Source organism: Pseudarthrobacter xylosi (genome assembly GCF_055412765.1).
In genome coordinates this window covers 198,531-217,222 of sequence record NZ_JBVAYT010000002.1, presented here as the reverse complement: position 1 = coordinate 217,222, position 18,692 = coordinate 198,531, and the positions used below count along the sequence as shown (strand labels likewise).

Annotated in this window: 19 protein-coding genes; 8 read left to right on the top strand and 11 right to left on the bottom strand. The window is 65.8% G+C overall.

Going from position 1 to position 18,692, the window contains the following annotated elements; translation table 11 throughout:
* Positions 1-207 precede the first annotated feature (207 nt).
* The 3 genes from ACZY1F_RS05055 to ACZY1F_RS05045 all read left to right on the top strand — a co-directional run bounded on the left by ACZY1F_RS05055 (position 208) and on the right by ACZY1F_RS05045 (position 3,228).
* Positions 208-1,446 (top strand): MFS transporter, encoded by a 1,239-nt coding sequence (locus ACZY1F_RS05055; RefSeq protein ID WP_463940598.1) that lies wholly within the window; start codon positions 208-210, stop codon positions 1,444-1,446.
* Between the two features lie 70 nt (positions 1,447-1,516).
* The gene (locus ACZY1F_RS05050) at positions 1,517-1,879 is read left to right on the top strand and encodes a PadR family transcriptional regulator (RefSeq protein WP_463940596.1); all 363 of its coding nucleotides are present in this window, start codon (positions 1,517-1,519) and stop codon (positions 1,877-1,879) included.
* A complete protein-coding gene (locus tag ACZY1F_RS05045; protein ID WP_463940595.1) occupies positions 1,876-3,228 on the top strand; it encodes a permease prefix domain 1-containing protein in 1,353 nt (450 codons plus the stop codon). Before ACZY1F_RS05050 ends, ACZY1F_RS05045 begins: the two co-directional genes overlap by 4 nt.
* Before the next feature lie 6 nt (positions 3,229-3,234).
* Here ACZY1F_RS05045 and ACZY1F_RS05040 read toward each other — a convergent pair whose 3' ends face one another.
* The 7 genes from ACZY1F_RS05040 to ACZY1F_RS05010 form a co-directional block, all read right to left on the bottom strand.
* Positions 3,235-4,260 (bottom strand): DUF808 domain-containing protein, encoded by a 1,026-nt coding sequence (locus ACZY1F_RS05040; RefSeq protein ID WP_463940593.1) that lies wholly within the window; start codon positions 4,258-4,260, stop codon positions 3,235-3,237.
* A 142-nt stretch (positions 4,261-4,402) separates the two neighbouring features.
* The gene (locus ACZY1F_RS05035) at positions 4,403-5,764 is read right to left on the bottom strand and encodes an MFS transporter (RefSeq protein WP_463940591.1); all 1,362 of its coding nucleotides are present in this window, start codon (positions 5,762-5,764) and stop codon (positions 4,403-4,405) included.
* 39 nt (positions 5,765-5,803) lie between these two features.
* The gene (locus ACZY1F_RS05030) at positions 5,804-6,475 is read right to left on the bottom strand and encodes a hypothetical protein (protein WP_463940590.1); all 672 of its coding nucleotides are present in this window, start codon (positions 6,473-6,475) and stop codon (positions 5,804-5,806) included.
* Between the two features lie 55 nt (positions 6,476-6,530).
* The gene (locus ACZY1F_RS05025) at positions 6,531-7,784 is read right to left on the bottom strand and encodes an RNA polymerase sigma factor (protein WP_463940589.1); all 1,254 of its coding nucleotides are present in this window, start codon (positions 7,782-7,784) and stop codon (positions 6,531-6,533) included.
* Positions 7,784-8,116: a YciI family protein gene (locus tag ACZY1F_RS05020; protein ID WP_463916689.1), complete on the bottom strand. Its 333-nt coding sequence runs from the start codon at positions 8,114-8,116 to the stop codon at positions 7,784-7,786. The genes ACZY1F_RS05025 and ACZY1F_RS05020 overlap by 1 nt, the downstream gene beginning before the upstream one ends.
* Positions 8,117-8,270: 154 nt before the next feature.
* Entirely contained in the window at positions 8,271-9,035 is a 765-nt protein-coding gene (locus ACZY1F_RS05015) for a DinB family protein (RefSeq protein ID WP_463940588.1), read from the bottom strand.
* A 125-nt stretch (positions 9,036-9,160) separates the two neighbouring features.
* Positions 9,161-10,039 carry a MurR/RpiR family transcriptional regulator gene (locus tag ACZY1F_RS05010; protein ID WP_463940587.1) on the bottom strand — a complete coding sequence of 293 codons (879 nt, stop codon included), beginning with the start codon at positions 10,037-10,039 and terminating at the stop codon, positions 9,161-9,163.
* 108 nt (positions 10,040-10,147) lie between these two features.
* On the opposite strand from ACZY1F_RS05010, the gene ACZY1F_RS05005 reads away from it, so the two are divergent.
* The 4 genes from ACZY1F_RS05005 to ACZY1F_RS04990 all read left to right on the top strand — a co-directional run bounded on the left by ACZY1F_RS05005 (position 10,148) and on the right by ACZY1F_RS04990 (position 14,162).
* Complete coding sequence (locus ACZY1F_RS05005) at positions 10,148-11,542, top strand: MFS transporter (protein WP_463940586.1); 1,395 nt, start codon at positions 10,148-10,150, stop codon at positions 11,540-11,542.
* Positions 11,539-12,039, top strand: coding sequence for a GAF domain-containing protein (locus ACZY1F_RS05000; protein WP_463940585.1), 501 nt, complete (start codon positions 11,539-11,541; stop codon positions 12,037-12,039). The genes ACZY1F_RS05005 and ACZY1F_RS05000 overlap by 4 nt, the downstream gene beginning before the upstream one ends.
* Before the next feature lie 35 nt (positions 12,040-12,074).
* On the top strand, positions 12,075-13,301 hold the full coding sequence (locus ACZY1F_RS04995) for a metal-dependent hydrolase family protein (RefSeq protein WP_463941126.1): 1,227 nt from the start codon (positions 12,075-12,077) through the stop codon (positions 13,299-13,301).
* Between the two features lie 108 nt (positions 13,302-13,409).
* Positions 13,410-14,162, top strand: a complete 753-nt coding sequence (locus ACZY1F_RS04990; protein ID WP_463940584.1) for an ArsR/SmtB family transcription factor — start codon at positions 13,410-13,412, stop codon at positions 14,160-14,162.
* Positions 14,163-14,226: 64 nt separating this feature from the next.
* Here the strand turns inward: ACZY1F_RS04990 and ACZY1F_RS04985 are convergent, their stop codons facing one another.
* The 4 genes from ACZY1F_RS04985 to ACZY1F_RS04970 form a co-directional block, all read right to left on the bottom strand.
* On the bottom strand, positions 14,227-14,436 hold the full coding sequence (locus tag ACZY1F_RS04985; RefSeq protein ID WP_463940583.1) for a hypothetical protein: 210 nt from the start codon (positions 14,434-14,436) through the stop codon (positions 14,227-14,229).
* 330 nt (positions 14,437-14,766) lie between these two features.
* Positions 14,767-15,546 carry a carbon-nitrogen hydrolase family protein gene (locus tag ACZY1F_RS04980; RefSeq protein ID WP_463940582.1) on the bottom strand — a complete coding sequence of 260 codons (780 nt, stop codon included), beginning with the start codon at positions 15,544-15,546 and terminating at the stop codon, positions 14,767-14,769.
* A gap of 44 nt (positions 15,547-15,590) precedes the next feature.
* Positions 15,591-16,943: an APC family permease gene (locus ACZY1F_RS04975; protein WP_463940581.1), complete on the bottom strand. Its 1,353-nt coding sequence runs from the start codon at positions 16,941-16,943 to the stop codon at positions 15,591-15,593.
* Positions 16,944-16,952: 9 nt separating this feature from the next.
* Entirely contained in the window at positions 16,953-17,831 is an 879-nt protein-coding gene (locus ACZY1F_RS04970) for a carbon-nitrogen hydrolase family protein (RefSeq protein WP_463940580.1), read from the bottom strand.
* Positions 17,832-17,925: 94 nt separating this feature from the next.
* Between ACZY1F_RS04970 and ACZY1F_RS04965 the strand changes: the two genes are divergently transcribed.
* A complete protein-coding gene (locus tag ACZY1F_RS04965; protein WP_463940579.1) occupies positions 17,926-18,687 on the top strand; it encodes a FadR/GntR family transcriptional regulator in 762 nt (253 codons plus the stop codon).
* Positions 18,688-18,692: the final 5 nt, after the last annotated feature.

The following is an 18,692-nucleotide window of genomic DNA, read 5'->3' as shown; positions in this document are numbered from 1 at the left end:
CGCGACAGTAACCTGACCTGCCGCCGCCTGCCCACAAACACGCCCACGCGGCGGTCAAACGAGTGCCGCCGTCGTGCGCTACATCATCCAGATTTGCGTCACATCCCGCACGTAACAACCCCGTTCACCCGGTAAACTTATGGAGGAATTGTTCGGCCCGCAGAGCCCGGTTCCATCCCCCTCCTCCTTGAATGGAACTACTCCCCCATGTCCTCCGCGACTTCCGCGCCGGCGGCCCAGCGTTTCCCTCTGGCCGCCATGATGGTCCTGGCCACCATCGCCTTCACCGCCATCACCACCGAACTGCTCCCCTCCGGCCTACTCCCCCAGATCAGCACCGGCCTGAACGTCTCCGAACCGGTGGCCGGCTACCTCGCCGCCGCCTACGCCGCCGTCATCGTGGTCACCGTGGTGCCCGCCGCACGGCTGCTCGGCAAGGTCCCGAAGCGCCCGCTGCTCGTGGCGCTCGTGCTGACGTTCGCACTCAGCAATGCCATGGTGGGCCTCGCGCCCAACTTCACCGCCGCCATGATCGCGCGGCTGGTGGGCGGCCTGGCCCACGGACTGCTCTGGACCACCATGGCCCCCTACGTCGCCCGCGTGGTCCCGGCTGCCAAGGTGGGCAAGGCCCTGGCCATCGTCTTCAGCGGCAACAGCCTGGGCCTGGCCATCGGCGCCCCGATCGGCACCGCCCTAGGCGGTTTCCTCGGCTGGCGCGCGTCGTTTCTGGCCCTCGCGGGCTTCAGCCTGCTCCTGGCCGTCCTCGGATTCTTCCTGCTCCCGTCCGTCCGGCGCGCCGCCGGCGAGGCCCGCCCCTCCCTGCGCGCGGCCATCGCCCAGCCCGGCGTGAAGCCCGTGGCCATCGCCTGGCCACTGCTGGTCCTGGCCCACTTCGCACTGTTCACCTACATCGCCCCATACATCCGCGACGCCGGCCTGCCCGGCTACGCCATCAGCCTCTCCCTCACCGTCCTGGGCGTCTCCGGCCTCCTCGGCATCTGGATCGCGGGGCTCACCGTTGATTCCCACCCGCGCCGCTCGCTTTTGATTACGACGGCGGCAATCGCCGTCTCGATGCTGCTGTTGCCGTTCGTGGGCGGCAGCCTTGCCTTCGCCCTGGTGCTGATGTCGGTGTGGGGCGCCGGCCTGGGTGCCATCGGCATCTACAACCAGTCGGCCATCCTCCGCGCCGGCCGCGAGAACAAAGACGCAGCCAACGGCCTCACGGTCCTGACCATCCAACTGGGCATCACCATCGGCGCCCTCTACGGCTCCGCCGCCCTGGTGTTGGCCGGACCGCTTCTGGTCCCAGCCGCCGCGGCCCTCCCTGTCATCGCCGCACTGGTGATCGCCTGGGCCGGAAAGACGGCCGCGTACCCGCCCGGCCCGCGCGAGTCAGTCTGGAAGAGCCCGCGGCCCATCGAGGAGCGGGCGGGCACGCACTAACTGGGCCGCCGCCTGCTATACCTAGATCTGCTATGGTCGATGCCTTACAGTTCTAGGTATAGGAGGTGCCATGCGCATCGATAAGGACCTGGTCGCCGCGTCGGCAACCCCGCTCGTGCTGGGGATACTGACGGAGGGCGATCTGTACGGCTACGCGATCCTCAAGCGCGTGAGTGAGCTGTCGGGCGGGGGCATGCAATGGACCGACGGCATGCTCTATCCGCTGCTTCACCGGCTGGAACGGCTCGGCTACGTTTCATCGTTGTGGGGCACCTCCGAGGCCGGGCGCCGGCGCAAGCACTACGCGATCACACCTGCGGGCCGGGATGCACTCGCCGACCGGCAGGAGCAGTGGTCCGTCGTCGCCGCGGCACTGCGCCAGGTGTGGCAGACGGCCCAGCAGCCGCCCGCCACGGCCGCGGGATGGGCATGATGGAGCCGCACGCGGAACTCGAGGCCCAGATCGAACAGTGGCGCGGATATGTCCAGCGCCGCCAGGCGATCTCCGCCGCCGACATCGACGAACTCGAGGACCACCTGCGCGGGCAGATCGCCGACCGCCAGGCCACCGGGCTCGATGACGAGGAGGCCTTCCTCGTCGCGATCAAGCGCCTGGGCAACCTGGACGCCGTCTCGCGCGAATTTGCCCGCGAGCACTCCGACCGGCTCTGGAAGCAGCTCGTGCTTGTCCCGGAGGGCTCCGACGACGGCGGGACGCCACCGTGGCGGGAGCTGGCGGTGGTGCTCGCGTTCGCCGTCGGGGCCGGCATTGCGGTCAAAGCCGGACTGGCCTGGCTCGACGACGGCGCGGCCCAGGCGCGCAACCTCGGCCTGCTGGTCTTCCCGTTCCTCGCCGGGTACTTCGTGTGGACCCGCCGGCTCACGCCGCGCGTGGCGGCGATGCTGCTCGTCCCCTTCGCCGCCCTGGCGGTGGTAGTCAACGTCTACCCCTTCGCCTCCGGCGGTTCCACCGAGCTTCTCGCCATCCTGCACGCCCCCATCGTCCTGTGGCTGCTGGCCGGGGTGGCGTATGCCGGCGGTAGCTGGCGTTCCGACAGCCGGCGCATGGACTTCGCACGGTTCACCGGTGAGCTCGCGATCTACTACACGCTCCTGGCGCTGGGCGGCGCCGTTCTGGTGGGGCTCACGTTCGCGGCCCTGCAGGTTGTCGGCGTCGACTTGGAGCCCATCCTGGCAGAGTGGATCCTGCCCTTCGCGATGCCGGGGGCACTCATCATCGCCGCCTGGCTCGTCGAGGCCAAGCAGAACGTCGTCGAGAACATCGCCCCCGTCCTCACCCGGGTGTTCACGCCCCTGACGATCATCATGCTCCTGACCCTCCTGGGCGTCTTCGCGGCTGCCGGCGGACTCACCGACGTCAACCGGGACCTGCTGATCCTCATGGACGCGATCCTCGTGTTGGTCCTGTGCCTGCTGCTCTACTCGATTTCCGCCCGCGATCCGCTCGCACCGCCCAGGCTGCCGGATGCGCTGCAGCTTGTGCTTGTGGTCGCGGCCCTTGCAGTTGACGCCGTGATGCTGACCGCGATGCTGACCCGCATTGCCGAGTTCGGTTTCAGCCCCAACAAGGTCGCCGCCCTCGGCCTGAACCTCCTGCTGCTGGTGCACCTTGTCCGGGCGGCCTGGCTCGCCGTCGGATTCTTGCGCAGGCGGCGCGCCTTTGCACAGCTCGAGCGCTGGCAGACGCAGTACCTGCCGGTCTACGGGGCCTGGGCCGCGATGGTGGTTGTGATCTTCCCGCCTGTCTTCGGCTTCTCCTGATGTTGGCTAGGAGGCGGGTTCCTCGTCGCGTTTCGTGGGCCGATAGCCGGCAAGTTCGGCACGGATGTCGCCCTCCTCGTGCCCGCCCTTCTTTTTTCCGAACGGCAGAGCCTTGAGCAGCGGATGCACGATGGCCATCACCACGAGGCCCCAGGCGAGTCCGACGACGGCCGAGCATAAGGTGTTCACGAGCCAGGCAAGGAAGCCGGCCACCACAGCGATCCCGGCGAAGGGGTGCTCGAGGACATGGACCAGGTCATAAGGTGCGTGCCAGCCGAGGTCGTGCGCACCTTGCAGCATGATGTGGCCACCCACCCAGAGCATGGCGATTGTCCCGATAAAGGTTATCGCAGCCAGCACGGCGGGCATCCCCTTGACGAGCATCTCACCGGTGCGCTGGGAGCCGGCGGAATCTTTTGCGGCCAGGTGCATCCCGATGTCGTCCATCTTGACGATGAGTGCGACGGCACCATAGACGGCCACCGTGATCACCAGGGCCACGACCACCAGGATTATCGCCCTGGACAACAGGGAATCCTGGGCCACCTCGTTCATGGAGATGACCATGATCTCGCAGGAGAGGATGAAGTCGGTGGTGATGGCGCCCTTGATGACTTTGGCCTCGGCCTCCGGGCCGCGTTCAACCGCCGGCGTATCTTCCTCCGCGGTGTGGTGTCCGCGGAGCTTGTGCCAGACCTTTTCGGCGCCCTCGTAGCAGAGGTACGTGCCGCCCGCCATGAGGATGAACGGGATGGCCCAAGGGACGAAAGCGCTGATGAGCAGCAGTGCCGGCAGGATGATCAGCAGCTTGTTGCGGAGCGAGCCCCAGAAGATCTTCTTGATCATCGGCAGTTCGCGCGACGGGTCCGCCCCGGACACGTACTGCGGGGTGACGGCGGCGTCGTCGATCACCACACCGGCGGCCTTGACCCCCGCTTTGGCGGCTCCGGCCGCGACGTCGTCCACCGAGGCGGCCGCTATGCGAGCCAGGGCTGCGATGTCGTCCAGCAGGGCGACGAGACCGCCGCTCACAGATGGGCCCCGAGCAGCTCGAGGGCGGACGGCTGAGTGTGGATACCTAGGTCAAGGCGCGAGATTGGCATGCTCCGAGTCTATTGTGGCGGACAGCCTAGCCTGGACTTCGCCGCCCTGCGGCAGCTTTTCGAAGCTGCAGCTAAGCACGCTTCCGCTTCCACGCCACCGCCAACCCCAGCACCACCGCGCCCAGCCCCAGCATCACCAGGACCATCAGCCCCCAGTTCGCCTGGTTCACTCCGGGCCCGTACAGCACACCGATCAGCACCGTCGCCGTGATGGCGCCGAGGTAGCGGCAGGTCTGGAAAATGCCGGCCGCCACTCCCCTCTCCTCCGGCCGGGCGGACACGTACAGGCCCTGGTTCGACGCCGTACTCACCACGCCGTACGGCACACCCATCAACGCGGTCAGCGCAAACACCAAGGGCGGCCACAGGGACAACGTCAACGCCCACAGCCCGGCCGAGGCAACCAGCAGAATCAGCGCACCGGTGATCAGCACCGGACGCACGCCGAACCGCTCAATCAGCCGTACCGTCACCGGGGTGACCAGCACAGACATCGCCGCCAGCGGAAACATCAGGAGTCCCACCAGTCCGGCGTCGTAATGTCCCGCCTCCTGCAGCAGCTGCGGCAGTCCGAAGAACGCAAAGTAATACACGCCGCTGAAGACGACGAACACCAGATACACCAGCAGTAGCGGCCGGTTCCGCCCGAGCAGCCGCAGGTCCAGGAACGGCGGGCGGAAGCGCAGCTCCCGCCACGCGAACAGCGCGGCAATGACGGTCGCCCCGCCCAGGAGCCACCAGCGGTATCCCGGCATCACGTTTAGCAACGCCATCATCGCGAGCATCAGTGAGGCGACGAAGGCCAGGATGCCGGGGATGTCGGAGTCCCGGATCAGGGTGGAGAGCTTCCCGGTTTCGCGCCCGGCATCGGCCGGCGCCGCCCGGTGCACCACAATCAGCGCCAGCAGCGCGAGCGGCACGTTGACGGCGAACAGCGCCTGCCAGCCCAGCAGGCTCACCAACAAACCGCCGACGACGGGTCCCACCGCGGCCGCCGACGTGTTCGCCATCTGGATCCGGCCCAGCGGGCGGGTGGCCGGCAGCTTCGCCAGCCGGCTCAGTTCGGTGACCATCACGACGGCGGACGGGTACGCCGTCGCGGTCCCCACGGCCATGAGGGCGCGGGCCACGCAGACCAGCGCGAAGTTGGGCGCGAAAGGCGCCACTGCACAGGTCACTGCCACCAGGGCCATCCCGAACGTGAACAGGCGGCGCGGCCCGAAACGGTCCGCAAGCCTGCCCATCAGCGGCTGTCCGGCCGCGGACGCGAGGTAGAACGAGGTGATCACCCAGGTGACCGTGGCGACGTCGAGCGCGAAATCCTCCCGCAGGACCACCAGCGCGACGGCGATCATGGACGAGTTCAGCGGGTTCAGGGAGGTGCCGAGGCTGAGCGCGGCGATCGCGAGGCCGGGACGGGGTTTGTTCGTCACACCCCCAAGTCTGGTGCATGGTTGCTTGGGGTCACGAACCTACTCCGCGGCGCGTGGCGAATCGAGTTCGCCGGCAATCTTCACTTCCAGCGCTGCTACCGTCGCTTCGGGCAGGACGATCAGTCCGTCCAGTTCCCGCCGGGCACGCTTGTATGCGGTCTGCCGCTCAGCCGGCGTGGCGGCATTGTCCAAGGCGATGTTGAGCAGCTTCCTGGCCGTTGACAACCGCTGGCGTTCCAGCTCAGTGAAGTTGTGGTCCTTGATCCGCTTGGCTTCGCGCTCTGCGACGTCGAAGGCCAGCTCAAAGCCGTGCACAGCCGTCCGGTACTCAGCCTGCCCGGCCGCCGTCGTAATGTCCCCCGGGGCGGCTGGCCGCAACCCGTCCGCCGCTTTCTTCGCCCGGAGGAATGCGACAGTAAGAGGCTCCCGTACATCCGTCATGACCGGGAAGTCGATCAGTTTCCCCACGTCCAGCTCGTAGTCCAGCCACCGCCGGTTCACGGCGTCGTGCGCTGACATCAGCGCGGCAACCTGGGCTTGGCTGGCTTGCTCCGCCTGCACCGCCTGGTTCTTGACCTTGTACAGCTCAATGCGGCGACGGTGCCGGCGTTCGCTGGCCTTGGACCATGACCTTGCCCAACCTCCGGCGATTCCGCTGAGAGGGAAGGCGAGCCACCAGTAATGGCGAAGGAAGTCAAAGAATTGGTCCACGGATTCATCCTCCCACTGCCCCCGTCACACCCCAAGGGGAGGCCCTCAGCCCGGCTCAAGCCGTCAGTTCGTTCAGCCGGGTCCGGAGGTAGCGCCGTTCGGCGTCGTTCTCAGTGAGGATCAACGCCTCTTCGAAGGCGACCCGGGCCTCGCCGAGACGGCCCAGCCGGGTCAGGAAGTCGGCGCGTGCGGCGGCCAGATAAGGATAGCGGGCCAGCTGAGGAACGGCTCCGAGAGCATCCAGCTCCGCCAAACCTTCCGCCGGGCCCGCCGCGAAGCCGAGGGCGATGGCCCGGTTGAGTTGGACTACGGGAGAGGGCCACGTCTCCATAAGCACGTCGTAGAGCCCCAGGATCTCCTGCCAGTCAGTGCCGGACCACGTCTCGCTCTCGTCATGGACGGCCGCGATGGCCGCCATCACGGCGAAGCGGCCCGGGGGCCGGGAGTTCAACGCCTCGCGCAGGAGCGCCACCCCTTCGTCGATGGCCGGGCGGTCCCATTTCGTCCGGTCCTGGTTCTCCATCAGCACCAGTTCGCGGTGCTCATCGAGCCGGGCGCCCCTGCGGGCATCGGTGAGCACAACGAGTGCCAGGAGCCCGGCGACATCGCGGTTCTGCGGAAGCAGGAGCCGGAGCATCCTCGCGAGCTCAAGGCCGCGTTCCGCGAGATCACGGCGCATCAGGTCTGCTCCTGACGGGGCGGTGTGCCCGGTGGTGTACACCAAATAGACCACGGACAGCACGCCGTCGACGCGCTCGTGCAGCTCGGACGCCGCCGGCACACGGTAGGGGATGTGCGCGGCCGCGATCTTCTTCTTCGCCCGGGTGATCCGCGCCGCCATGGTGGCCTCGGGCAGCAGAAACGCCCGCGCCACATCAGCGGTGGACAGGCCACAGAGGAGCCGCAGCGTCAGGGCCACCTGGGCGTCCAAGGCCAGGGCCGGGTGGCAGCAGGTGAAGATCAACCGCAGCCGGTCATCGGCAATGTCTTCGGAGTCCCGGCCCGGCTCGTCCCCTGTGTACTCCTCCGGCTCGAACAGCTTGGGGAGCGCCCGCTGCGCCGTCGCGGCACGGCGATGCATGTCCAGGGCCCGACGGCGGGCCGTCACCGTGAGCCACGCGCCAGGGTTCTTCGGGATGCCGCGCGGACCCCACGTGGACAACGCACTGGCGTACGCGTCCTGCACGGCTTCTTCGGCGGTGTCGATATCACCGGCAACACGGACGGTGGCCGCCAGCACGAAAGCCCACTCCCTGCGGTGCGCATCGGCAACCGCGGCAGCAACCTCCGAGCTGGCGGCCGGCGCCATCAGCTGACCATTCGCACGGGCCGGACCTCTACCCCGATGCCGGCCGGCACCTCCTTGGCGATCTCCAGCGCCTCATCCAGGTCGCCTGCCTCGATCAGGTAGTAGCCGCCCAGCGTTTCCTTCGACTCGGCGAAAGGACCATCGGTGACCGAGAATCCGCCCGCTCCGTCGCGCCGGATGGACGTCGCCGTCGAGGGTGGCTGCAGTGCGGCCCCGTTGAGCAGGGACGCGCCGCGGCGCTGCTGGAACTCCTGGTAAGGCGCGCTCATGTCCTCGCCGTCGGATTGTTTCGCCGCTTCATCCTGGAAGATCAGGACCAGATACTTTGACATTTTTGTGCTCCCATCGTGGTGACACTGCTTTGAGCTTTCACTGCCTCGACGCCGATCACCTCGCCGTCGTCAGGGCCGTACGTTCTGGCCCTTACTCATACGACGCCCGCCGGAAGCCCGTATCGACAACTTCTGCCAGAATTAAACCGGACAGTTAGCTGCCCTTCGCCGCCTGCACTTCGATCGTTTCGAGGTCGCGGACGGCGAAACGGTGGTGTTCCCATTCCTCGTGGAGGATGACGTGCAGGCAGTCAAGCGTGGTCACGCTGTAGCGCGGATCGTTGGGAGCCTCGTGAGGCTTTTGCAGGTCCTCGGTGGTGACGGCGCCGAGGAAGTCCCGCACCATTTTCACGCGGCCGGCCCGAACCTCGAGGACCTCATCGTAGGATGGCTTGGCCGTTTGAAACACCGACATGTCCAGGCCGTCCGTTTCGTACTCAACATTCGGCTCCCCTATCGGGTGGTACGGCTGCTCCAGCCCCATAGCCGCCCCACCCAGCCACTTATCGGTGGCCATCACCAGATGCCGCAGCGTCTGCGCAAGCGACCACTCGCCGTCGACCGTTACATCCTCGGTGCCTGGCGGCAGCGCAGCCGCCCGCCGCAAAGTGGCCGCCCAGGTATCCTCGAGCCGGGTCCAGGCCTTCCCCAGGCTGTTTGGATCACCGGCGTGCCGCAGCTCCCGGCCAGGAAAGCGCCGGTTGAGTTCGGCGTCAACGAGCGGGGCCACGTCCACGCCGTTGACCAGCATCGATCCTTCGTCCTCGAGGAGCCAGGGAGCGTCGATGTCCACGCGCTCAACATAAACGCCGCGCATCACCGCACCGGACAGGTCGGAGCGGACGAACCTGGACCCGCTCAAATTCACATCGGAAAACTGCGCGCCCCGCAGGTCATCGGACTCGGTAAAGGTTGCCATGCGCGCCATCTTTCCCGGAGAACCGCCGTCCATCAAGGCCTGCGGGACGTCGGGACCCGGAAAATTCGACGGGGTAGCAGAGCCCGCTGACTCGTGATTCGCCGCGGGGGTGCAATTGAAGTGGCTTAGGAGCTTGAACGCGGGTGCATGATCCGCATCTGGTCCCAGGTCCGTTCGGACGCGGCGATGTTCTTGTTTGACCGTTCACGGTCCAGGGAAGCCAGTTCGACGGCGATCGCCTGGACCGCGGCGACGGCACCCGTCAGCGACGGGAAAAACCCCGCCCCTTCGGTGGGAACGACGATCCGCTGCTCGGCGTGCTGGGCCACGGGCGAGCCTGCGCTGTCCGTGATCGAAGCGATGGTTGCGCCCACGTTGTGGGCGATCTCCACGGCGCGCATGGTGCTGTCGTAGACCCTCCACAGGCTGATCACTATCACCAGGTCTTCGGAAGTCACCCGGGCGAGGGTATTCGTCAATGCGGCCACGTCAGCGTCGAGCAGGCGGACGTTGTAGCCGGCAATGATTGCATTATGTTCCAAGGCCTTGCCCGGGATCGCGTAGCTGCCTGCGGCAACAATCAGGGTCTGCCGTGCCTCGGCGATTGCTTCGGCGATGGCGCGGACAGTAGCCGGATCGAGTGTGCGCTCCAGATGCGCCAGATTGGCCCGATCCGTGGAGACGGCGGCCTGGGCAGGACTGCTGACGTGGCCGTTATGCTCAGCGGCGACTTCGAGGGCACTCAGCGACGCCAGGAACCTTGAACGGAGCTCAAACTGGAAATCGGACCAGCCCTTGAATTCCAGTGCCTGCGCCGTTCTGGTCACAGTGGAAGCGTTCGACGCCGCTGCTGCCGCAATGTCGCTGACTGAGCCGTAGGAGGCGAGGCGGGGCTGTGACCGGAGGACGCCGATGACCTGCATCTGCCGGGCGGCCAATTTCCGTCCCTGCACGCGGCTGTCCAGCCACTCGGTCACCGAGGAGGAGTTAATTTCTTGTTTCACCTATTGACCTACCTCACACTCTGGCCGTAACTTCTATACATCGCATCTGCACAGACTTGTGCATATTCCTAAAAAAGTACAACTTGGCCCACTTTGGCAGGAATCACCATGTCTCTTACAGCACGCTTGGATCGCCTGGCTCTCAGTCGTCCACATTACAAGCTTCTCCTCATCGGAGGCCTCGGCTACTCGTTCGACGGCATGGACGGGGCAGTGGTCGCATTCCTGCTCCCGCGCATCCAGGAACTGTGGGGCCTCAGCAACGCAAGCCTTGGCCTGGTGGGTTCCGCCGCCCCGCTTGGCTTCTTCTTCGGAGCCATCCTCTCCGGATGGATGGGCGACCGGTTTGGCCGCAAGAAGGTGATGCTCTGGGCGCTTGCCTTCTACTGCCTGATGTCCATAGTGGCCGCCATGGCTCCCAACTTCGAAGTCTTCTTGATTGCACGGATCTTTGCAGGCCTGGGTGCCGGCGCCGAAAGCGTCATCATCGCGCCGTTCCTGTCTGAGTTCATTCCTCCGAAGCGTCGCGGCTGGTTCATTGGAACCCTGGCCGGGTTCTTCTCCTTTGGCTTCGTGGGCGCGGCACTCATTGGCCGCTTCATTGTTCCGATGGGCGAGGACGGCTGGCGCTGGGCCCAGGTGGTCACGGCCATCCCCATCCTCCTCCTGCTGTGGTGGCGCCGAAGCCTGCCCGAATCCCCCCGTTTCCTCATCAGCCGTGGCCGGATCGCTGAAGCAACACAGGTGGTTGAGCGTTTTGAGCAGAGCGTTGTGACGGCAACCGGCAAGCAACTCACTCCGCTCGCCCCCGGGAACGAAGAGATCACCAAGCATGAGCAGAAGATCAACATCTGGAACGCCCTCAAGTTCATGTGGTCCAGGGCCATGCGCCGCCGGACCGCCGTCGTCTGGCTGATCTGGTTCGTGATCACCTTCTCCTACTACGGCTTCTTCTCCTGGATCCCCACCCTGCTGGTGGGCCGCGGGTTTACCGTCACCAAGAGTTTCGAGTACTCGATCATCATTTACCTAGCGCAGATTCCCGGCTATTTCTCCGCTGCCTGGCTCAACGACCGGATCGACCGGAAGAACACCATCGCCCTGTACCTGGCCGGATCGGCGCTGAGCGCGTTTTGGCTGAGCCAGTCCAACGACTCGGGGATGATTTTGGTGGCCGCGGCAACCTTGTCCTTCTTCCTGAACGGCACCTACGCCGGTGTCTACGCGTACACGCCGGAACTGTTCCCCACCTGGATGCGCGCCACCGGCGTCGGCCTGGCCAGTGCCGTGGGCCGGATCGGCAGCATCCTGGCACCGTCCATCATCGGCATCTTCTCAGTGGCCCTCGGCTTCGGCGGAGTGTTCGTTATGACAACGGTGGTCCTGACCATCGGCGTCCTGGGGGTCGTCATCTTCGGCGCATCCACCGCGGGCAAATCCCTGGAGGACATCAATGCCCGCTCCGAAAATGATCCGGCACCGGCAGGAACGGGACAAAAATGAACGGCATAGCGGACCCGATGAAAGCGGAAGCAGTGTTTCGGGAGACCTTCGAGGAGATGAGGCGGGATCCCGGCGTCATCCTCTTTACAGCCCTCCAATGGATTCCCGAACGGTCCAGCCTTCGGCGGCTCTTCACCAGCCACCCGGACGATTACCCGGTGGGTGGCGAGAAAACCGTTGAAATCTCCCCGGGCTGGCTCGGAACAGTCATCGAAGACAAGGAGCCGTTCCTGGCCGCCGACCTGAACGCGCTGCGTGAAGTCTTCGCCGATTCCGAACTCATCCAGCGGCTCGGCTGCGGTGCGGTCATCAACGTTCCCGTTCTCGACGACGGCCGCAACGTGGTGGGCGTCCTCGCCCTGCTGGACGCCGAAGGCCGCTTCACGCAGCACAGCGTGGAAACCGCCGTCGACGTCGTCACTCGGCATTTGGCGGACCTCACCGATGCCTTTGCCGCCCACCCCACCGAAGCCCGAGGAAGGACAACGTCCAAGTGAGCACCACCCCGAACACCAAGACTCCCACTGACGAGATGGCAGGCAGCGCTCCCCTGGTGATCCGTAACGCCAGCGTCCTGGACGTCGAGGCGGGCACCTACTCCGTTGCCGACGTCGTCAGTATTGACGGAACGATCAGCAGCATCGCACAGGAAGCCGAAGCGCCCTCTGGAGCCCGTGTGATCGACGGCACCGGCAAGTTCGTCATTCCCGGGCTCATCGATTGCCACGTGCACGTGGTCGCCGCCAGTGCCGACTTCCGGTCGCTGACCTGGACACCGGCCTCGTACGTGTACGCGCAGACTGCCCGGATCATGGGCCAGATGCTGCGCCGCGGCTTCACCACTGTCCGGGACCTCTCCGGGGCTGACTTTGGCCTGGCGATGGCACAGCAGGAAGGCCTGCTGGAAGGGCCCAAGATCCACTTTTGCGGGCACGCGCTCAGCCAGACCGGCGGCCATGGGGACATGCGCCTCCCGGGGGAAGACCATGATCCCAACGGCCGCGGGTGCTGTGGGATCGGCCGCGTGGCCGACGGCGTGGACGCGGTCCGGGCCGCGGCGCGGGATGAACTGCGTAAGGGCGCCCACCACATTAAGATCATGGCCTCCGGAGGAGTTTCCTCGCCCACGGACCGGGTGGACTCCACCCAGTATTCGATGGAGGAGATGCGGGCGGCCGTGGAGGAGGCCGAGGCTGCCAACCGCTATGTCGCAGCCCACGCCTACACCGCCCGTGCCATAAACCGGGCTCTCGAGGCCGGCGTCCGTTCAATCGAGCACGGCAACCTGCTCGACGACGAAAGCCTCCGCCTGTTCCTTGAAAAGGACGCCTTCCTGGTGCCCACCCTGGTGACCTATTGGGCGCTCAAGGAGGAAGGCAAGAGCTTTGGCCTCACGGAAGAAATGTGGGCGAAAGTTGACTCAGTGCTCACCAGTGGCCTCGACGCCATCGCCCGCGCACACAAAGCCGGCGTAAAGATGGCTTTCGGAACTGACCTCCTTGGCGGCATGCACCGCCACCAGAACGAACAGTTCCGGCTTCTGGGGAAGGTCCAGCCTGCCCTTGACGCCATCCGCTCGGCAACCACGACGGCGGCCGAGCTGCTGGGGCGCGAAGGCCAGATCGGCGTCGTCGCACCGGGTGCCGACGCCGACATGCTGGTACTGTCCGCTGACCCGCTTGCCGATATCGCGGTGCTGGCCGACATCGCCGACCACCTGGACCTATTGATTCAGAATGGGCGGGTGGTCAGCCCCTAACGCGAGCGCCGGCGTCACGGGCGCTCCGTGGGTGGGTGCGCTGCTGAACTTCCGAATAAGCCGACGCAACCCTAGACATGTGACCAATCAGTCACCTATTCTAGAACCATGGACGCTGTGTTCAAGGCCCTCGCCGACCCCACCCGCCGGGACCTGCTCGATGAGCTCTTCCGGGAGGACGGGCAGACCCTGCACGCACTCGAGGCCCGCTTCGAAATGACCCGCTATGGGGTCATGAAGCACCTCAAGCTGCTGGAGGACGCCGGCCTGGTCATCACCCGCCGTCGGGGCCGGGAGAAACTCCACTTCCTGAATCCGGTGCCCATCCGCCTGGTCCACGACCGCTGGGTCAGCAAATATGCACAACCATGGGCCGCTGCCCTCAGCGACCTCAAAACCAGATTGGAAAGTCCCATGGAAAAGATCTTCGAAATCTATATCAAGACCACCCCGGAACGGCTCTGGGAAGCCATCACGGACAGCGAGATCCGAAGCAAGTACCAGTTTGGCAACAGCATCAAAGCGGACTGGACACCGGGCGGCCGCTTCGAAATGGGCAACCCGAAAGCCGGCGAACTCCTGGGCGAAGGCGAAAACATCGAAGTGGACCCGCCCCGCAAACTCGTCCAGACCATGACTGCACTCTGGGGCGAGGACGTCAAGGCCGAAGGCACCTCCCGCATCACCTGGGAAATCGAACCCGTGGGCGATTCCTGCCACCTCACAGTCACCCACGACCAACTTCGCGACGGCGCCAATGACCAGCTCTACGGCGGCTGGCCCATGATCCTCTCCGGCCTCAAGACCTGGCTGGAAACCGGCGAAAAGCTCACCACCCCCGGCTCACTCATGTACACCTGAGGCGACCGACCCCTACGGCGACCTGCGGCGCCCAACCCGGGCGCCGCCGTCGTACTCCCCCGCGCTACTTTTCAGGTCCTGTGTGCCCCGCCTTGGCGGCCTCATAGCTGGTGCCGAAGGGCAGCGTGGCCATGTCCAGCATGGGGTTATCGTCCTGGGTTGCCACCAGTTCGCGGGCAGCTTCGTCCGAGTCCACGCTGGGCATTGACCCTGGCAGGTGCCTCCGGGCGGATTCGGGCAGGAAGTAAATGGTGACCGCAGCATCAGCTGGCATACAGACACTTTGGTTCCTCCGATGGAGGTCACCCGCCACCGACGGATGGCGCCGTCTTTGGCGCTGGACTCGCCGCGATGGCGAAGCCCAGGTGTCCGGCAATCGTGCCGGCTGTCGAGAAGAGCCGAAGGTCCGATCGTGGGGAAAGCGCCCTGCGTTGGGTCCTGTCCCCTGGGTCATATCGGCTCAATTATGGTGCTCCGACCATTTTGGCACCGCCGCCCGGGCACATCAATGCTGTTCAGATTGAGCAACAGTAAGCGTTCCTCGCGCTGGGCCGCCGGCGCAGCTGCTGGGAGTGGCTGCGGACTTCCCCGTTTATTCGCCCGCCTACAACCTCCGCTGCCGGAACGTCGGGAACGCCTCCCGCACCCGGGCCACCGCTTCAATCGAAATATCAGCTGCCCGGACGCCAGGTTCGAGTCCGAGATCGGCTTCAACGACGCCCATGGGATCCACCAGAATGCTGCGGCCTACGGAGACCGGCGGGGCCTGGCACACCCCTGCCACGTAGACGGCGTTCTCGATGGCGCGCGCGGCATTGAGCGCCAGCCACTGCTCGGTCTTGTGGGTGCCCGGCACCCAGGACGAACAGACCAGCAGGACCTGGGCGCCGGCGTCGGCCAGTGACCTGGCCAGCTCCGGGAACCGCAGGTCGTAACAGGTCATCAGGCCAAAGCGCGCTCCCCCGGACTCGAACACCACCGGGCTGGTGGACGGACCCGGCTTGATGAACGTCGATTCCCCGAAACCCTGGGCGTCGAACAGGTGGATCTTGCGGTAGAAGGCCAGCTGCTTCCCATCCGGCCCGAAAGCCACCAGGGTGTTGTACGCCTTGCCCAGATCCCCGGTCGCTTCCACCACGCCCGCCACCAGCGCGATGCGGTGGCGGCGGGCGGTGCCGGCGAGTTCCTGGCAGATAGGGCCGTCCAGCGGCTCGGCCATCTCGGGGAACGACGCGTCCACTTTCTTCTTCTCGTACGTGGCGTATTCCGGGAAGGCGACCAAGGTGGCGCCGTCGGCAGCGGCTTCTCCGGCGAACCGGTCGATCACGGCAAGGTTGGCCCGGATGTCGGTGCCCGATTCCAGCTGCCCGAGCGCTATCCTCACGGTTCTTCCTCCTCGGTTAAGCGGCCTGATACAAACTGCCGGGTCTAGGCAGTCGCCTCAACGGACGCCTTTTCCGTGGCCGTCATTTCCGGCGGTGCCGCCTTGAAACCGCGCGTGATCAAGGCCAGGACCACCACGCCCAGCACCAGCCAGGACACTCCCAGCGTAATGGCGTTGTTGTCCAGCTGTGAGAGCAGGTAGGCGCAGACGATGGCTCCCACCACCGGGACCACCACGTAGGAAACGGGGTTCAGCTGGTGCCCGGCACGGCGCTGGCGCACGTAGTGGAACACCACCGAGGCATTGACGAGGGTGAAGGCGGTGAAGGCACCGAAGTTGATGAACGAGGTGGAGGTGGCCACGTCCAGGAAGATCGCGATCAGGCCGACGATGCCGGTGACGATCAGGTTCACTACCGGCGTGTGGAACTTCACGCTGAGCCGGCCGAAGACCGCCCTGGGCAGAACGGAGTCACGGCCCATGGCGTACAGCAGGCGCGAGGCACTGGCCTGCGCCGCGAGGCCGGACGCGAACTGAGCCACCACCAGGCCGGCAAGGAAGACCGCGCCGAACAGCTGCCCGCCAATCTGCAGCGCGATGGAGCTCGCGGCGGAGGCCGAGTCCTCGAATACCCCGCCCGGGTGGACCAGCTGGGTCACGTAGGACACGGTCACGAAAATGCCGCCGCCGATCAGGGCGATGAGCATGATGGCGCGGGGCATATTCTTGCGCGGTTCAATGGTCTCTTCAGTGAGAGTTGTGACGGCGTCGAACCCAAGGAACGAGTACGCGGCGATGGCCGCGCCGGCGGAGGTGGTCGCGAAGCTGGACGTGTCGTTGAAGAACGGCTGGCTGCTCACCAATCCCCCGGCGCCGGAGGTGCCCACCACGTTGCCGATGGACAGCGCCACAAAGAACACGATGACCAGCAGCTGGAACGCCATCAGCACGTAGTTGGCCTTGTCCGCCACCTTGATGCCCAGGATGTTCAGCAGTGTAGTGATGACGATGAAGCCCACGATCCAGACGAAGATGGGGATTGCCGGGAACTGCGCGCTCAGGTACGAGCCGCCGATAAGCCAGATGACCATCGGCAGGAACAGGTAGTCCAGCAGGATGGCCCAACCGACGAGGAACCCCACCCGGGGATCGATGGACTGGCGGACGTAGGTGTAGGCAGAGCCGGCGACCGGATACGCGATGGCCATCCGGCCGTAGCTGTGCGCCGTGAACAGCATGGCGACGAGTGCCACCAGATAGGCGGCCGGCGAGGCCCCGCCCGTGGTTTCGGCAATGATGCCGAAGATCCCCAGGACGATGAGTGGGGTCAGGTACGCAAGGCCGAACAGGACCAGCGAGGGCAGTTTCAGCGTGCGGGTGAGCGTGGGAGTTGTCACGGTGTTTCCTTAGGCGTTGAAGGACTGGGGAGCCCAGGTGGCCGGGCTGATCCGGCCCTGGTAAACGGGCAGTTCGACGGCGTCCTCGCCGTCGCGGAACTGGGACCAGGGGCGGTTGAGGTTTTCGGTGCCGTGGGTTCTGACGTGCTCGACGGCGGCAAGGTCCAGTTCCGCGGTGAGTAGGACCGGGGCGTCGTCGGGGGCCTCGGCGAGGGTGTTGCCCTCCGGGTCCACGATGATGCTCTGGCCTTTGCCGGTGGGGCCGGCGCAGTTGACGCTGACCACGAAGACCTGGTTCACGATGGCGTTGGCCTTGGCTAGTACCAGCTCCTGCCGGCGGTCCGGGGTGGTGGTTTTGACGACGTTGAGGATGACCTCGGCGCCCATCCATGCGAGCTGGCGGGAGACCTCGGGGAACCACGCGTCGTAGCAGATGTTCAGGCCCACCCTGCCGATGCCGGCCAGGTCCACGGTGGTGAACCGGTCGCCGGGGTCGTAGGGCTCGAACGGGCGCCACGGGAAGACTTTCCGGTAATAGCCGGCAAGCTCTCCCTCCGGGGACAGGACCAGCTGGGTGTTGAACAGCTGCCCTTCCGGACCGCGCTCGCACACACTGCCCGGGACCAGCCAGATGCCCAGGTCCGCGGCAAGCTGCCGAAGCTCCTTGACCCGGGGGCCGTCCAGCGGCTCCGCCGAAGATTGGAGCATTGCCGTGCGCTGCTGGTCCGGATCGGAATCTCCGAACAGGTGCAGCTCGGGAAAGACCACCACCCTGCTGTGCGGCTGGACGGCCAGGGCGGCGGTGACCTCGTCCGCGAACGCCGAGACGGGTTCGCCGATGAGCCGCGGCCGGGCTTGGGCGGCGATGAGGGGAAGAGTGCGTTGCATGGTGTTCTCCACGTTGGGAATGTGATCTGGACTATATTAGATCAGAATGATCCATTTATGGGAAGAGGGGCAGATGGGCCGTAAAGTAGCGGATATGACCCGCCAGTTGGAAGACACCGCCGACACCTCGCCCTTCGGCGCAAGCAGGCTGGCCGGCATTGACCGCCGTAGCGCCATCGACGCCGTCCGGCTGCGGATCGGCATGGCGATTTCGCTTGGGCTGCTGAAACCCGGCGAGCGCCTTCCCGACCAGGAGGACGTGGCCTTGGGTCTCTCGGTCAGCCCGATCACGGCCCGCCGTGCCCTGGCGAGCCTGGCGGAACAGGGCGTCGTGGTCCGCCGCCGCGGCCGGGCCGGTGGAACGTTTGTTGCGGATGATCCTCCGCAGAGCGTGCTGGCCGAACTCTCGGCGTCGCCGGCTGAGTCCCGGGCCGTGAACCGGCTGGTGGATCGGCGGCTGCTGTTCGAATGCGCCGTCACGCAGTACGCGGCACTCAACGCCACGGCTGAACAGCTAGATGAGCTCGACCGGCTGACCCGCGACATGGCTGGATCCGCGGACTGGTCCGACTACCACCAGGCGGACGAGCGGTTCCATCAGCTGGTGGGAACGGCGTCAGGCCTGGGTACCGCCGTGGAAGTGTACCACGAGACGCTGGCGGAGCTCTACGCCTACTTCATCCCCTACCCCATCGAACTGCTGCACGAATCGAACTGCGACCACGTCGTGCTGGTGGCAGCCCTGCGTGCCGGTCGCGTCCAGGAAGCGGTGGAGGTCTCCCGCAAACACGTGGACATCCTTCACCGGACGATGTTCATGGGCCTGACGGACGGCGGAGAGGCCCCGTTGCGGTGAAGCCT

Bases quoted from the DNA above. Each gene is read 5' to 3' on its own strand.
- ACZY1F_RS05055 (WP_463940598.1), top strand. From the start codon at position 208: ATGTCCTCCGCGACTTCCGCGCCGGCGGCCCAGCGTTTCCCTCTGGCC.
- ACZY1F_RS05050 (WP_463940596.1), top strand. From the start codon at position 1,517: ATGCGCATCGATAAGGACCTGGTCGCCGCGTCGGCAACCCCGCTCGTG.
- ACZY1F_RS05045 (WP_463940595.1), top strand. From the start codon at position 1,876: ATGATGGAGCCGCACGCGGAACTCGAGGCCCAGATCGAACAGTGGCGC.
- ACZY1F_RS05025 (WP_463940589.1), bottom strand. From the start codon at position 7,784: ATGGCGCCGGCCGCCAGCTCGGAGGTTGCTGCCGCGGTTGCCGATGCG.
- ACZY1F_RS05020 (WP_463916689.1), bottom strand. From the start codon at position 8,116: ATGTCAAAGTATCTGGTCCTGATCTTCCAGGATGAAGCGGCGAAACAA.
- ACZY1F_RS05015 (WP_463940588.1), bottom strand. From the start codon at position 9,035: ATGGCAACCTTTACCGAGTCCGATGACCTGCGGGGCGCGCAGTTTTCC.
- ACZY1F_RS05005 (WP_463940586.1), top strand. From the start codon at position 10,148: ATGTCTCTTACAGCACGCTTGGATCGCCTGGCTCTCAGTCGTCCACAT.
- ACZY1F_RS05000 (WP_463940585.1), top strand. From the start codon at position 11,539: ATGAACGGCATAGCGGACCCGATGAAAGCGGAAGCAGTGTTTCGGGAG.
- ACZY1F_RS04995 (WP_463941126.1), top strand. From the start codon at position 12,075: ATGGCAGGCAGCGCTCCCCTGGTGATCCGTAACGCCAGCGTCCTGGAC.
- ACZY1F_RS04990 (WP_463940584.1), top strand. From the start codon at position 13,410: ATGGACGCTGTGTTCAAGGCCCTCGCCGACCCCACCCGCCGGGACCTG.
- ACZY1F_RS04985 (WP_463940583.1), bottom strand. From the start codon at position 14,436: ATGCCAGCTGATGCTGCGGTCACCATTTACTTCCTGCCCGAATCCGCC.
- ACZY1F_RS04970 (WP_463940580.1), bottom strand. From the start codon at position 17,831: ATGCAACGCACTCTTCCCCTCATCGCCGCCCAAGCCCGGCCGCGGCTC.
- ACZY1F_RS04965 (WP_463940579.1), top strand. From the start codon at position 17,926: ATGACCCGCCAGTTGGAAGACACCGCCGACACCTCGCCCTTCGGCGCA.